At 35.6% G+C, this 14,441-nt stretch carries 16 protein-coding genes; 11 read left to right on the top strand and 5 right to left on the bottom strand.

Features of this window, described 5'->3' with window-relative positions:
- Positions 1-130: 130 nt before the first annotated feature.
- A complete protein-coding gene (locus EL158_RS01960; RefSeq protein WP_126361413.1) occupies positions 131-1,852 on the bottom strand; it encodes a portal protein in 1,722 nt (573 codons plus the stop codon).
- Between the two features lie 260 nt (positions 1,853-2,112).
- On the opposite strand from EL158_RS01960, the gene EL158_RS01955 reads away from it, so the two are divergent.
- The gene (locus tag EL158_RS01955; RefSeq protein ID WP_126361410.1) at positions 2,113-2,331 is read left to right on the top strand and encodes a hypothetical protein; all 219 of its coding nucleotides are present in this window, start codon (positions 2,113-2,115) and stop codon (positions 2,329-2,331) included.
- Here EL158_RS01955 and EL158_RS01950 read toward each other — a convergent pair.
- From EL158_RS01950 to EL158_RS08690, 4 genes are all read right to left on the bottom strand, one after another.
- The gene (locus EL158_RS01950; RefSeq protein ID WP_027304830.1) at positions 2,328-3,899 is read right to left on the bottom strand and encodes a hypothetical protein; all 1,572 of its coding nucleotides are present in this window, start codon (positions 3,897-3,899) and stop codon (positions 2,328-2,330) included. The genes EL158_RS01955 and EL158_RS01950 overlap by 4 nt on opposite strands.
- A 593-nt stretch (positions 3,900-4,492) precedes the next feature.
- Positions 4,493-6,025 (bottom strand): DNA primase, encoded by a 1,533-nt coding sequence (gene dnaG, locus EL158_RS01945; RefSeq protein ID WP_027304828.1) that lies wholly within the window; start codon positions 6,023-6,025, stop codon positions 4,493-4,495.
- A gap of 236 nt (positions 6,026-6,261) precedes the next feature.
- On the bottom strand, positions 6,262-6,528 hold the full coding sequence (locus EL158_RS01940; RefSeq protein ID WP_126361407.1) for a hypothetical protein: 267 nt from the start codon (positions 6,526-6,528) through the stop codon (positions 6,262-6,264).
- 1,362 nt (positions 6,529-7,890) lie between these two features.
- A complete protein-coding gene (locus tag EL158_RS08690) occupies positions 7,891-8,031 on the bottom strand; it encodes a hypothetical protein (protein ID WP_232008213.1) in 141 nt (46 codons plus the stop codon).
- 156 nt (positions 8,032-8,187) lie between these two features.
- Between EL158_RS08690 and EL158_RS01935 the strand changes: the two genes are divergently transcribed.
- The 10 genes from EL158_RS01935 to EL158_RS01890 all read left to right on the top strand — a co-directional run bounded on the left by EL158_RS01935 (position 8,188) and on the right by EL158_RS01890 (position 14,401).
- Positions 8,188-9,327, top strand: coding sequence for a tyrosine-type recombinase/integrase (locus EL158_RS01935; RefSeq protein WP_126361404.1), 1,140 nt, complete (start codon positions 8,188-8,190; stop codon positions 9,325-9,327).
- A complete protein-coding gene (locus EL158_RS01930; RefSeq protein WP_027304823.1) occupies positions 9,324-9,503 on the top strand; it encodes a hypothetical protein in 180 nt (59 codons plus the stop codon). Before EL158_RS01935 ends, EL158_RS01930 begins: the two co-directional genes overlap by 4 nt.
- A complete protein-coding gene (locus EL158_RS01925; RefSeq protein ID WP_027304824.1) occupies positions 9,504-9,815 on the top strand; it encodes a hypothetical protein in 312 nt (103 codons plus the stop codon).
- Entirely contained in the window at positions 9,790-10,071 is a 282-nt protein-coding gene (locus tag EL158_RS01920; protein WP_027304825.1) for a hypothetical protein, read from the top strand. Before EL158_RS01925 ends, EL158_RS01920 begins: the two co-directional genes overlap by 26 nt.
- Entirely contained in the window at positions 10,068-10,946 is an 879-nt protein-coding gene (locus tag EL158_RS01915) for a phage replication initiator YdaU family protein (RefSeq protein ID WP_126361401.1), read from the top strand. The genes EL158_RS01920 and EL158_RS01915 overlap by 4 nt, the downstream gene beginning before the upstream one ends.
- Positions 10,943-11,239 carry a hypothetical protein gene (locus EL158_RS01910; protein WP_126361398.1) on the top strand — a complete coding sequence of 99 codons (297 nt, stop codon included), beginning with the start codon at positions 10,943-10,945 and terminating at the stop codon, positions 11,237-11,239. The genes EL158_RS01915 and EL158_RS01910 overlap by 4 nt, the downstream gene beginning before the upstream one ends.
- 62 nt (positions 11,240-11,301) lie before the next feature.
- A complete protein-coding gene (locus EL158_RS01905) occupies positions 11,302-11,634 on the top strand; it encodes a hypothetical protein (protein WP_126361395.1) in 333 nt (110 codons plus the stop codon).
- Positions 11,634-12,821, top strand: coding sequence for a DnaB-like helicase C-terminal domain-containing protein (locus EL158_RS01900; protein WP_126361392.1), 1,188 nt, complete (start codon positions 11,634-11,636; stop codon positions 12,819-12,821). Before EL158_RS01905 ends, EL158_RS01900 begins: the two co-directional genes overlap by 1 nt.
- 397 nt (positions 12,822-13,218) lie before the next feature.
- Positions 13,219-13,434, top strand: coding sequence for a hypothetical protein (locus EL158_RS01895; protein WP_027303943.1), 216 nt, complete (start codon positions 13,219-13,221; stop codon positions 13,432-13,434).
- Positions 13,435-13,447: 13 nt separating this feature from the next.
- Positions 13,448-14,401 (top strand): hypothetical protein, encoded by a 954-nt coding sequence (locus tag EL158_RS01890; RefSeq protein WP_027303942.1) that lies wholly within the window; start codon positions 13,448-13,450, stop codon positions 14,399-14,401.
- The last annotated feature ends 40 nt before the right edge of the window (positions 14,402-14,441 follow it).

The raw sequence follows: 14,441 nt of genomic DNA, 5'->3' as shown, positions 1-14,441 counted from the left end.
CTTGCGTAATGAAGCAATTTAGCCCAAGTGAAAAAAAACCCGTCAGGGTTTTAAGCTTCACTTGTGGATAACCCTTGCTGAATAAATAAGGGTTTAAAATAAGCACCTCAAATAAAGCTTTTTCAAATTCTTACCTTAAATCCTGCCCCGCTTTTTGCATAGAGGCATTGCCCTTTTGCTCTAAACTCTTTGGATTTTCAAGTAAAAGGGCGTTTTGTGTGCTTTGATTAATGGCTACGCCGTGTGCTAAATCGCCTTGAGAGGAGTATTTTTTCGTTTTTGCTTTTAGCTCTAAAATCTCGGCTTTTTTCTTTTCAAGCTCAAGCTTCATATTTTCTAAATTTAGCTCTTTTTCTAAATTCTCACTTTCATTTTGTGCCTCATTTTGCTTTTGCGTGATGAGTTCAAGCAAGTCTTTTGCCTGTGTGCTTTGGACATCTTTTAGCATTAAAAGCATCATTTGGCTCATTAAGTTAGGATCGTGCGAAAAGCTTTTAATAATCTCAGCCCAAGAGGCTAATTTTTCCTCATTTGACTGCGTTTTGATTTGAGATTTATAAGAAAGGTCAAATTTGCCTATTTTTATGCGGTTATTTTCATTTTCATTAATGCTAAAATACCTCTGCCCCACCCTCTCATCACTGATTTGAAAGACTTGTTTTTTGGTAAAATAAAGACTGATATAATCAATCGCCTTTTTAAAAATGAGCCTATCCATAGCATCACAAGCATTTAGGTATTCTTGTAAGCCCATAAGCCCAGCTTCGCGGCGTTGTGAAATGGCATCATTACTCATTCTATTATTAGCAATTCCTAAGGCTTCATCGTTTAAACCACTTATCATTTTGGCTAAATTTCGCTTTTCATTTGCCTTAGCGCTAATGGTCGCTATGTCGTTGTGATGCTCTACAAATTTAAGCTTATTATCTCTTAAAGCTCCGCTTCTTACTTTCACAACAGCATTATCTAAACTAGCTTGTTTGATAAATTCCTCCGCTTCTAAAATGGCATCTTCTTCAAAAAACGCCTTTAAAGTGCCTATCATATTCATCATTTTATTTTCACTATAATTAATATAATCTTGCAAAGGCTTAATGTCTCTAAAAAGCCCATACCAAACACCCTTTTCATCGATATTAAATTTACTCACTATAAAAGGATGCATACCATTTTTAAAGGGCTTTTTTTCATAGCTTAGTAAGCCTTCCTCCTGCCAAATATACCTAGCAAAACCCTGCTCCTCTTTGATCCAGCTTTCTATTAAAATACATCTTTGGTCGAAATTTCTTTGATTTTTGATATAAGGGGGCGTTTTTAAAAGCCTTTTTGCCTCCTCAAAGCCCATATTAAGCTTTTTATGAAAACGCCTTGCATCAAGAGCGTTTAAATCCTCACTATAAGCGTCCATTAAAAAGCTAAGCGGATCTAGGCTTTTAAGACTTAAGAAAAAATCGCCCTCATTGTCTTTTTCGCACCATAACTCGCACAAGCCTAAGCCAAAAATTAAATTCCTATCTCTTTTAATGATTTCTTTATTGTAATTTATATCCTCACTAAATACTTTTAAAATATCATTGATTAAAATCGCGGTATTATGATCACTTTCTTGGCGTCCGCTGACTTTGATTTCTGCTATACTTTGGGCTTTATAGCCTATGATTTTATTAATGATGAGTTTAAAAATATTTTCTATAACGGGGCTTTGTCTTCTTTCTAAAATGGTCTGTAAATTCACAGGGTCGATTTGATCGCCGTGATAATACTTTAAACTTTGATGAAATTCATAAAAAGATCTTTGACTTGCTCTTAAATCAAAATCGTAAAGTTCTTTAAGCTCATTAAGTGAAAGCATACTAACCCTTAAAAGGCGGGAGATTATGATAGTCAAAGGAGACCCCGCCTTGTTTTTACCGCTTTAAAACTTTAGGAGAGAAGCCTTAAAGCTTTAAAATTATGCTTTAAACGCCCTTTTAAAAAAAGGCTTAAATTATGTTATAATTTCAAAAAAAGGAGAGAAAATGCAAATTTTAAGCATAGCCATTTTAATCGTTTCTATCATTTTTATTTTTACCGCTCCCATATTTTTCTTTAAAAAACTTGCGGATTTAATCGATGAAAAATAAACTAACCCGCATTTTAGATAATTTAGAAAAACTTGCCGGCTCATTTTCCCTAACGCTCATCGCTTTGATTTCTTATTTATTTTTAAATGCTGAAAATTTAATCTTTTTAAGAATTAGCATTTTGATTTTTGCCATTTGTCTTAATTTAATCTCGCTTGTTTGTATTATTTGGCTTTATCTTAAATTTTTCAAAAAATTAAAAGATTAAAACCCCCTATAAACCCTCTCTTTTAAAAGCTCTGCATTTTCTACCACTTTAAGATAAATTTTCCCCTCAAAGATGAGATAAAATGCCTCCTTACTTTCGCCATTTTTAAAGACAAGAGGCGCGAAATGATTTAAAATGTAAGTTTCATAAAAGCTTATGATATTTTCATCGCTATCCTCACTAAAAAGCGTATCAAAACAGCTATCAATGTCCTTGCTATTTTTACTTATCCAAGTGCTATTTTCATTATAAAAAAGCTCCGTGTTTAAAAAAGAGGCATTATTTAAAGCCGCCTCATCTTTATAAAAGCACACAAAAGGCACTTTTTTGATAAAATCCTCCACCCTAACTTCCACCATTTGAGCATAATTTTCCCTTTTTTCCTCCAAAGTATAAAGGCGCGATTTTTGGATATAATAATCCCCACTCATCAAAGCCTTTTCACTCTCAAAAAGCGCTTTTTCAAGCCTTTTTTTATTTTCCTCTTTTAATTTTGCAATTTGCCTTTCTATCTTTTTATAAAACCACCCCGCATTTTCTAAAGCCTTTTCAAGCTCCTTTAACTCCTCACTCTCACCTAGCCATTTTTCATAATCCTCATTTAACACCCTCTTAAAACTCTCACTTTCTTTAAAAGCCTTATCCCTCTCCTCTTTGCTTTGCCTTCTTGTTTTGGTAAGTTCGTCAAAATGCAAAGGCAGCTCTAGCCTTAAAGCCCTATTATAATTTTTATTTTTGTCTATAAAATCCTCCGTGCAAATTTGTCTAAAAAAAGGATGCACCTGTTTAGCCACCACAGCTTCATAATGCTTATTTGCAGTCCCCTTAAAATCAAAGCCCACTCCCACAAGCTCACTAAAGCCCTTTAGTATGCGGTCATTAGCTTTCTTAGCATTGATTAAATGGCTATCTTGCTTTTCTTTGACACTTATGCCCCCCTCGCCCTTTTGGATATAACCCTCGCCTAGCTCATTTACAAAGCCTTCATTTCCCCCTTGTGTATAATGGGCTCTTGTCATTATCATTTCATCGACTTTATCTTCTTTTAAATCCCCTCTTAAGCCCTTGCTAGTATCATAAGCAAGACTAGGGCTGTAACTTTCACTTCCGGGCGCATTTTGCCTATAAATGCTCCCATCTGCGTAAATGCTATAATTTTTATCGCTATTTAAAAGGCTTTGATCTCCTTTATTTCTACTATCATTAAAAGCCTTTTGCCACGCTGATTTTGCATAAGTAGCATTTGCTCTAAAGGCTAAATCCCCCGCCTTAAGGGCGTTGCCTGTCATAATTTTATTAGCCGCTAAGCCCAAGCCCCCACCTACTATGCCTAAAATCCCCCCTGTAAAAATGCTCCCTATGATAGTGAAAATCCCCCCAAAGATATTAAAGCCGCCAAATATCCCCTTACTTGCCTCGACCTTTGCATCGGCGATAGCCCAAGCGATGTAACTATACTCATTTGCAGCCATACCAAGCTCATATTTTTCTATAATAGCACCAAATTGATTCATAGCTTGATTATAATACCTTTTTCTTTTTCTCTTAGTTCTACCTGTTAAACCCATAAAAATTATTTCCTATTTTTACCTACTTTCACCGCGAAGCAAATTCGCCTTAAAGTAGCAAACCTAAAGGCGTCCCCACCCTTTTGCTTACGCAAAAGCCCCAAGTTCGCCTCTACAACTTTCAAAGCTAAAGGCACGACCCGCCCAAATCCTGCGGATTTGCCAAAATCCCACCTAAAACCTAGCTAAAGCCCAAAAGCCCCTCGCCTTAAGCTCACTTTCCAAGCTTATTTTAAACCTTATGCAACGAAACAATTTAGCCCAAGTGAAAAAAGGCGTTAGCCTTTAAGCTTCACTTGTGGATAACCCTTGCCCCGTAAATAAGGGTTTAAAATAAGCACCCAAAATTTCCCTTTAAGCACCGAAAATAACCCAAAAAGCCCATTAAAAAAAGCCTTAAAATTTGTGTTATAATCATTTCTTGCGTAAGCCTCGTTTTAATTTTAGTCTTAATCATCGCTTTAAAATATTTTATAAAAGAGCTTGATAAGCTCGAAAAGGAGAATTGAAATGTTTGGAATTTTAACCTTATTTGTCTCTCTTGCTTGTTTCATTTTTGCCGTATTTTACACGCTTTATAAAATCTCAAAAGCCTAAACCTCGCTTTTAATTTGTGTGATTTTACTGGCTAATTCCTTAAGCCTCAAAGGCTCTTTTTCGCTTTCTTTTTGCTTATAAAGATTTGAAAGAACAAAGGCTTTTAAGGCTTCATTTTGCCTTTCTTTTGCGTAAATTTCCACACTTTCATCAGCTAAAAGCTCCCTTTTTTTGCCCTCATCGTTAAAAAACGCCCTGTCTAAAAACTCCCCCGCATAGTAAATAAGCCTTTCTTTAAAGTCCTCATCGTTTAAAGCACTTTTAATAATTTGCAAAATTTGTCTTTGATTTTCCGTATCATTTTTAAAAGTCTTTTTTGCCTTTAAAAACTCGCTCTCATCGATATTTAAAAGCCTTGCCGCCTTGCTAAAAAGCTCTTTTTTAAGATAAAAATTACTCACGCTTTCTATCATCTTTTTAAGCTTTATAAAAAGCGCGTGTTTTGCCTCACTATTTTGCGCCTTTTGCATAGCAAATTTAATGTAAAACTCAAGACCCTCATAAGTATGCAAAGCTAGGCTTTTAATGTCGTATTTTTGCATAAATTCGCCTATATCTTTCACATTTTTTTTACACAGCGCCACTTTGAGATTAAAAAATTCATTTTCAAAGCACAGCCAAAGAGCTTTATTCACAGCTTCATAGCCAGCCTTATCCTTATCAGGCACGAAAACAAGCTCCAAATTCTCCACATTTAGCCTTTTGATAAGGCTTAAATGCGAATGCGTAAAAGCCGTCCCTAAGCAAGCCACCGCACTTTTAAAACCCGCTTTTTGTAAGGCGATCGCGTCAAAAAAGCCCTCACATAAATAAAGCTTTTTAGAAAGCCTCGCATAGTCTTTTGCCTTATCAAAACCATAAAGCAAAAAGCTCTTATTAAAAAGCTCACTATTTAAAGAATTCACATATTTGCCAAGCTTTCCTCCTGCCTTTAGCTCTCTTGTAGAAAAGCCCCTCACTCTGCCAAAGCTATCTTTTATCACAAAGCTTAAGCGCCCTACAAAAAGAGAATAAAAGCCCTTTTGATTTTCTTTGATATAACCCAGTTTTTTGGCTAAGCTCATATAATTTTTCGCCTTTAAAAATCTAAGCAAATTTTCCAAATCCCCCGTATATCCAAGCTCAAATTCGCCTATATCACTCTCATCTAAGCCCCTTTTTTTGCAAAAAGCTAAGCACTCCTCATTAAAATTATTTTTAAAATACTCACCAAGCTCTTTTAAAAAGCCAAATTCCTCTTTTTGAGTGGAGTTAAAGCTAAATTCTATATTTTCAAGCTTCGCCACTTCAGCCGCCGCTTCAGTGAAGCTAAGATTTTTATAATCTTGTAAGAATTTGATAGCATCACCACCCTTTCCGCACCCAAAGCAATGCCAATAGCCCTTATTAACATTGATGATAAAAGAGGCAGTTTTTTCCGCGTGAAAGGGGCAATTTGCCTTGTAAAACGCCCCCTCTTTTCTTAAAATGAGATAATTTTCTATAATCCTAACGATGTCTATCCTACTTTTAAACTCTTGCAAATCCATCACTTTCCTCCTATTTTAACCTACTTTCATCAGGCGAAGTAAATTCGCCTTAAAGTAGCAAACCTAAAGGCACCACCCGCCCAAAGGCTCACGCCTTTGCCAAATTTTGCCTTTTTAAACTTGCTTTCCTAAGAAAATCAAAGCCTTTCATAACGAAGCAATTTAGCCCTTTAGAAAAGAAACGCCTTAAGCGTTTTGATTTTCACCCTAAATTCACGCCCAAGCCGTCCCCCCCCCTACACAGCCCTAGCCTTTAAAAAAATCCCCGTAATTTCCTTATGTGCGATTTCAAAGCGAAGCGGGGTTTGCATTTCACACTCACAAGAGACACATAAGGGCTTAAATTCTAGCACCCCGCTATAATTTGCCTCGATGAGCATTTGCCTAAAAACAGCGTTTTTATCGACATTGTAATTAAAAATGAGTGCCTTATCATTTTCCCTTTGACACACATCACAGACCATTTTTTCCTTACCACTTTCAAAAAAACAATTTAAAAACATTTTATTTCCTTTTTTTAATTTACTTTCACCGCGAAGCAAAGCTCCGCTAAAGTAACAAACCTAAAGGCGTCCCCACCCTTTTTTCACAAGTGAAAAAAGCCCCGTTTTGCCTTGAATTTCTTAGTCCCAAACGCTAAAACCCCTCTTAGACTTTGCCAAATTTTGCCCTTGTTTAATAAAAGCCGTCCCCACCACTTTGCAAAGCCGTTTTATTTAACCGACTTTTATCCAAACAGAGCCTAGCCCCACCCAATTAAGACGCCTAAGCCTTTAAACTTACTCTAAAAGCCCCAGTTCGCCCCTAAGCTCATTTAAACCCAGTCCTAAAAGCCTTAAATTTTGTCTCAATTCAACCCACCAAAAGCCCCCTAAGCTCAATTCAAAGCAAATCTAATTAAGCCTTTAAAAGCCTATTTTTCCACACTCTCACCCTTTCCCCCTGCCAGTAAGGCAGAGAGAAAACTAAGGCTAGAAGCCTCTCCACTAAAATAAACAGCAATTTTTCAAAAAAAATAAAAGCTTCGATGATATAGGCTTTTGAAAAGTATTTTAAAAAAGGCTTTAGGATTTTTTAAGAAAGCGGAGGGGGGGTCAGCCCCACCTTAAAGTTTTGTTTTTGTCTCACGCTTTAAAAAATCTTTTGAGTAAAAAATCTTTTCAAAAGTCTATGTTATAGGGCTTAGACTAGCTTTATCACTATGACACAAATTTAAAATGCTTTGTGCCATAAAAAAGCAAGGATAAATCTAATCTAAGCCCTATAAACAAGGCTTTTAAAGGCTTTTAGCTTTTAAAAAAAGCTTTTGGCACAAAAAGGCGTTTTAAAGCCCTTTAGAAAAGCCCTTTTTATGGGGTTTAAAGCACTTTAAACCCCATAAAAACTAAAAACTAGCTTAAACGCCCCCTCGTGTGCGGTCGCTACTGGGGCAGTTAAAGCCTCTTGTTAGGCGATAGTTTGGGCTTTATGAAAGCTTTTTGTGTGGCTTATCGGCGTGAATTTGGCACTGGTAAGGAGGCTTGGCTCGTGTGAGGGTAAGCAGTCGTATCAAAAAGGGCGGCGGCGTGAAGCAAAGGCGGAGGCTTTGTAGGCGGCTCTCGTGTGGCGGCAAAAGGCTAGGGCGTGAGCGGTCGTTAAAGCGTAAATTAGCTTAAGCGTGGCTAAAAACAAGCTAGGACAGGGTTAAAGTGGGGCTTAAGTCGTGTGAAACTGCTTTGAGGAGGCAAAGCAAAGCCTCTAAAACGGCGTCAAAAAGCACGCTCTAAAAGCGGTTAGGAAGCTCGTGTGCGGTCGCTTAAGGGCGTGAATTTGTCAAGTGTGTGGCAGACAAGCACAAAGCGTGGCGAAAAAAGCAAAAGCGTGAGCTAAGCACGGCATAGGCTTTGGTTAAAACAAGTCGCTAGAGCGTTTGTAGGGTGAGCTTGCGAAGCGTGATTTAGCTTAAGCGTGTGAGCAAAAAGCAAGGCTAAATTAATGCCTTTTGTGTGGCGGCGGGGCAGGGTCAAGCAGGGCGGGGCGGCGGCGAGGCAAATTTAAGCCAAGCCAAAAAAGCTTTTCTTAAAGCTGGAAAATAGGTGCTAAAAGATACATAGGAGCAAAGTTAAATTTGGTATCTTAAGGCTTAAAAGCTTAGGAAACTAGGCAAAAAAGGAGAAAAGATTATGATAGAAAAAATTCTAAATTCTACGCTTTATGAGCGTAATGGTGTGTGGTATATCGATGCAAGTATCGTTAGAAATGGGACGCAAGAAAGACTGCGTTTTTCGACTTCTTTTGCGGTGGATGAGATGAAAAAGCAAAGCGAGCAATACGCCCTTTTAAAAGAGCTTAAAACGGACTTTGTAAAGCTCTATCTTAAAAAGCAAAAGCACAAATTCAAAAAGACCTATGAAGCACATAAAAAAAGAGGCGTGAAGCTTTTTAAAAATGTGGCTAAAGACTTCTTAGACTCCCTATACGGGCTTAAGCCAAAGTCTAAAAATAGCCTTGTGGAAAACATACGCCCCGCGCTTGGCTTTTTTGAGTGGCATAATGTAACAGACATCGATAAAGAGGAAATTGAGAAATTTTTCAATTTCTTAGATGAAAAAAATATCAGCGTTTGCACGAAAAAGCACTATGCCAAAACGCTAAATAGAGTGCTTTGCTATGCTTTAGAAAATGAGCTTATAGAAAAAAACCCCTTCAAAATGCGAAAATGGCGTGATGATACAAAAGAAATTCAAGCCTTTAGCAATCAAGAAATTCAAACCCTACTCACGCAAAGCACAGGAGAGATAGGCATTTATCTTAAAATCGCCCTTTTGTGTGGGGCTAGAACAGGCGAAATTTTAGCCTTGCAATGGAAGCATATAGACTTTGAAAATGAAAAAATCATCATAGAGCAAAGTATCAATAGCTTTGGCTTAGGCAGTCCTAAAACGGCAAATTCAAGGCGGATTATAGATCTTTTGAAACCTCTTTTTGAATTTTTAGAGCAGGTTAAAGAGCAAAGAAAGCCAAGTGAGGAGGACTTCATCTTTAAAGGCGTTTTAAAGCCTTATATAAAGAATTTTCACAAAAGCTATTTAAGAGTGCAATACATCACCCTTTTAAGCCGTTTTAACATCGCTTATCGTCCTATTTATAACACTAGGCATAGCTTCGCCTCCTTTATGCTTTCAAAGGGGGAGAATTTAATGTGGGTAAGCTGGATGATGGGGCATAAAAATACAAGCATTACGCTAAGTTTTTATTCTAAATACCTACCAAGCGGCACGCACGCGGAGTTTTTAAAGGGCTTTTTAGGGGGTGCGCTATGACTTACACGCTTTTTATAAAGGTCATTAATGAAAAAACAGGACGGGAAAAAATGATAGATACGAAAGCTTACTGCCTCGCAGATATTCAAAAAATCATCGATGTTTATAAGCAAGGAGGCTGGAAGCTTAAGGCTTTTAGCTTTAAGAATTTTAACACTAAAGAAAGTGAGATTTAAATGAAACAATACTACCTAAGCAGAATTTGGGAAAAGAAACTTTTAGCAGGTTTTTATGACGGCACGAAGCAGAGTTATAGCAAGTGTGTGAGGGACTTTTTACAAAATCTTAAAAACAGGGAAACTAAGGGCTTTAGTTTTGAGAATTTAGAGCAGTTATTAAGCCTTATGCAAATAAGTATAAAGATAAAGCATAAGGGCAAAACGCCTCTTATTTTAAAAGATAAAAGCCATTTTATGCGGTGCTATCTTTTACTATTTGAGTTTATAGAAAAGGAGAAACGCTATGCAAGAAATCTTTTACAAATTTAAAATGCCGCGAAGCGAGAAATTTATATGCGGCTTTTGTGGGGCTTATGCGCCCCTTTTTCACGCGACAAAGCCGCTTTTTGAAAAGCTTAATGAAAAGCAAAAAGCTAAGGTTTTAAACCAGGGGCGTTTTGAGTGTGAGCCTTTATGTCCGCACTGCTTTAAAGGCGCGAATTTTAACATCACGCTAGAGCTTTATGAGCTTAAAAGCTCTAGCATTTATACGCTTAAAATGAAAGCAAGAAAGGAAAGAATATGATAATTAAAGCAAAATTAAAAGGGAATTTCACGCAGGTTAGCAATGAGCTTATCAACCATCCACATTTAAGTAACACAGCCAAACTTTTGTGTATTAAAATTCTTTCTTTGCCTGAAAATTGGCGGCTTAATACAAAATATTTAGCAAATTTTTTAGGCTTAGGCGTGAGGGCAACTCAAAGATATTTAAGAGAATTAATTGATGTGGGGATTTTTGAAAAGGCACAAGAATTAGACGAAAAAAGTGCAAAATACACGCAAAATTTTACCATTATTTTTAACTCTTTTGATGATGAGGAAAAAGAGCTAAATGAGTGCAATGAAAGCCCTAAAAATAGCGTTAATGAAAATGAAAGTATGGAAAATGACGGATTTGTTAAGGATGCAAATGCTAAAAGTATGGAAAATAAGGAAGTGCAAAGGGGCGACAAAAAACCGCTGGACGGACTCAGTTCGCACATATATAATAAAGAATTTTTTAGCAATAAAAAATTCTTATACCGATTGAAAAATTTTTCAAATCGCACCATTTTTTTAAACCTTCAACAAGGCTTTAAAGCAAAAAATAGCCTTTTAGACCTTTCTTGTTTTGATGAAAGAGAAAAAATTGAAATCGATAAATGGTTTGCTTATAAAAAAAGGCTTTCAAAAGGACAATTTAACGCAATGAGTAAGGAAAGACAACTCAAAAAAATCAAGGGTTTTAAACTAGCAAATCAAAACATTATCGCCATCATCAATCAAAGCATAGAGCAAGGTTGGCAAGGGCTATTTGCCTTTAAAACAAGCACAAATTCACAAAGCAAGGCAAGTGTAAGGCAAAAAGAAAAAGACGGCTTAATGGCGTATTTTGATAGCTTAGAGGCAGTAAAATGAGAAGTCTTAATAGATCTAGCCATTATAAAACAAGTAAAAAACCTAAGCAAAGAAGCACGACTTTTTACCTAGAAAGACGGCTTTTAAAGCTTTTAAAAGAAATCGCACAATTTGAAAACATCAGCCTTAGCATAATGGTAGAAAGGAGCTTAAATTATGCAAGAAACAGGAATTTTAAAAGAGCAAACAAAATCAAAAAAAAGACAAAGATTTATGCTAAAAACAAGCACAAATTTGCAAATTGCAAGGCAAAGCAAAAAGATGAAACTGACCAAAAATGCCTATTTAACTAAGTCTTTACTGGACTTTTTAGAGCAGTATAAATCGCAAAATATTTTCTTTTTTGGGCGTGATGATGAATAAAAAAGAGTTTTTAGAATACATTATTGATAATGTAAGCTATCTTAACAGCGTGGAAAAAAGGCTTTTGTGTGAATTTGTCATGCGTTTAAATGAGAGCTTTATCAAAGCACTTTTTCAAAGAGCTTTGGGCGAAAGAGTGATTAATCTAAAGAGCTTAAATGCCCTGTATGATGAGCTTTTAAACGAGGAGGCTTTAAGACTTGCAAGAAATTCTAAGATTAATTTTAAAAGTCAAAACGACCGCTATAAATACGACCCTTTGGAGCTTTTAAGAAGCTATTATTATGAAAAATTAAAAAATAATTCTTTACAAAAAGGCAAATAATGCAAAGCATAGTGATAAGATCTTTACTTGAATTCCCGCAGAAATTAAGTGAATTTGAAAACGCTTTTCATAAAAAAATATTTGAGCCAAGTTATCAAAATTTCCTTTCTAAAATCTATAAGTTAGAGAAAATCAGCCTAGCCGCTTTTGAAGCAGAATTAAGCGAAATGGAGCTTAAAAGTGAGGAGTATATAAAAATCGCAAGCGCCGTACCTGAGCTTGACTTTTTAGAATACGAAAAGCCTCTTAAAAAGTCCTTTATGCTAAGAGAGCAAGAGAGTTTAGCAAGGCTTTTGCTAAAGGCAAGTAGCGAAAAAACGCTTTTAAATTTAGAGAATTTGCAAAGTGATTTTAGTGAGCTTTATACAAGCTCTTTTTTAAGCTTTTTAGAGTGGGAGAATAAATACAATCAAAGAGAGGCAAACGAGCAGATAAAAAGCGGAGTGAGCTTTTTAGACCACGCTTTAGACGGAGGCTTTGAAATGGCACAGCTTGTACTAATTAGCGGAGATCCTGAAATGGGTAAAACTAGCCTTTGCCTCCAAGTGATAGAAAATATCTCCCGTTTGCATAAAGTCGCCTTTTTCTGCTTTGAATTTACCATATGGGACTACATCAAAAAAAGGCAAAATAACACGCATTTTAATAAGGAAAATTTGATTATTTTAAATGATGGTTATAATATCTTTGAAATGGAAAATAATATAAGAATTTTAGCCAAAAAGGGCGTAAAAGTCTTTTTCATCGATAGCCAAATGAGGGTAGAAAATAATAATGAAGGAAACAACCCTGAAGAAAGGGAAACGATGAAATTTAGCGTTTTAGCTAAGCTTTGTCATAAGCTTGACATTTTAATCTTAATGGTCGTGCAAACCTCTAAAAGTGATACGGAAAATCCTCTTGGCTCTAAAAGAGCATCGCATGAGGCAAGTATCATCATGCGGCTTGAGAAGGTAGAATGCGACAAACACGACCTAAGCCATAAAAATAAGGCTTTTCACCCCTCAAAACGCAAATTCATCATGCAAAAAAACAAGCAAACAGGAAAGCACTTTGTCGAGGAAGTGGGCTTTAAGCAAAATAATCAAAGCTTTTATAGCCTATATGATGAGGGTAAAAAAATGGTGCAAGTGGATTTTAAAGAAATTCAAAAAACGCTAAATTTAGAGAGTGATGAGCCATTTTAAAGGGCTTGGTTTTAGAATTTAAAAGGCGTGGGGGCTTGGTTTATCGCTTAACCGCCTTACTGGCAGGGGGAAAGTAGCTCATTGCGGACTTGTTAATTCTTTTTTAGATACCTTCATAGCTCTTTTATAGCCTAAGAAATCATTTGAAGCATTTATAAAATTTTGTCAAATTTCAATCTAAAGCATAAGCCCTCTCTTTTAAAACTTTAAACACAAATCGCAAATAAACGCTGTTATTTTAAGCGATAAAATTAATGATTAATCATAAAAAGAATAAAAAAATTCCTAAAAGTAACAAATGCTTTTGATTTTTTATCAAAAAAATTGTTTTTTTAAATTTTTTATATTTATTTTGCTAGAATCTTAAATGTAAATATCTCAATTTGAAAGGTAAATAATGAAAAAATTATTTTTTATTATGTTGCTCGGTGTGTTCTTTTCAGGTGTTGCTTTAGCAAATTCTGCTTATGATTTAAGTAAATCAAAATCAAGTTCCAGCATTTATGCGGAGCAGTGGTATATTTATTACAATAAATTAAGATACTGCGATAGATTGCCTTACTATCAAGCAAGTATGTGCCGTTTATCAGCTATGCAATATAAACCAAGATAGTAAAGGATAAATAATGAAAATCGCCCAAGATGTCCAAATTATCGGTTTAAATGATGGTTTTACCTATTCTAAAAGAGCGAGTATAAAGGCTAAAGATTTTCAAAGCTTAAAAGAAGAGCAACTTAAGCAAGAAGATTTTTTAAGCGTTTTAAATCGTAGTGAGGGCGTGAGGGTGATTTTCCAAGATGAGGAAAGCTCTAAATTTGTCAGCTTAAATCTCACAAAAAGTAATTTTGCAAGAATTATAAAACATTTTAATCAAAAAGATAATTATTTTTTACGAGAAGATGGAGCGATAAGGCTTAACGGAGAAGCGCAAAATTTCATCGCTGGGTGGTTTAAAAATGCGGCTTATGATTTAAATTATCTCAAAGCCGATGCAGATAAAAATGGCTTGATACAAGGAAGAGAAAACGAAAATCTTTACCTTTATAATAGTGAAGTAATCTACACGCCAAATGTTTATAAAGGTGGTCCAAATGATGTTGTAAGACAACTTTACCTACAAGGTGGTGGGGGTAAAATTTTGGCAAATGATGATAAAGAAAGAAGCTTGGACGAGGCTTTAAATGCCTTTCTTGCCTTTGATAAAAATGCGGACAAAAAAATAAGCATTTTGGAGCTTGAAGGCTCAAAAGAAAGAGTTATCGCTAAGGCTAAAATTATATTTGATAATCCAAGCTCCATAAGTAAAGAAATTTTAGAAAAATTAAAAAGAAAAAGCAAAGAGATAGAAAATGCAAGCGATGAGGCAGAGGAGAAAAATGACGCAACTAATATCAAAAATAAAGCGTTAGAGCAAGGACTAAGTGCCTTAAATATGAGTGAGCTTTTAAAGCTTAAAGAACAATACCCAGAGGAATACGAGCAGCTAAAACAAAAGGATTTAGACAATTTAAGCAAAGATTTAAATGAGGACTTAAAAGCACACTATGAAAGTCTAAAAATCATCGACCAGCTAACCTAGTCTTAACATAAACTATACAATAAATCAAATTCCAATTAAT

This window comes from Campylobacter upsaliensis (genome assembly GCF_900637395.1).
Lineage (GTDB): Bacteria > Campylobacterota > Campylobacteria > Campylobacterales > Campylobacteraceae > Campylobacter_D > Campylobacter_D upsaliensis.
The sequence above is the reverse complement of the archived record's forward strand: the minus strand, read 5'-3'. Positions and strand labels throughout refer to the sequence as shown.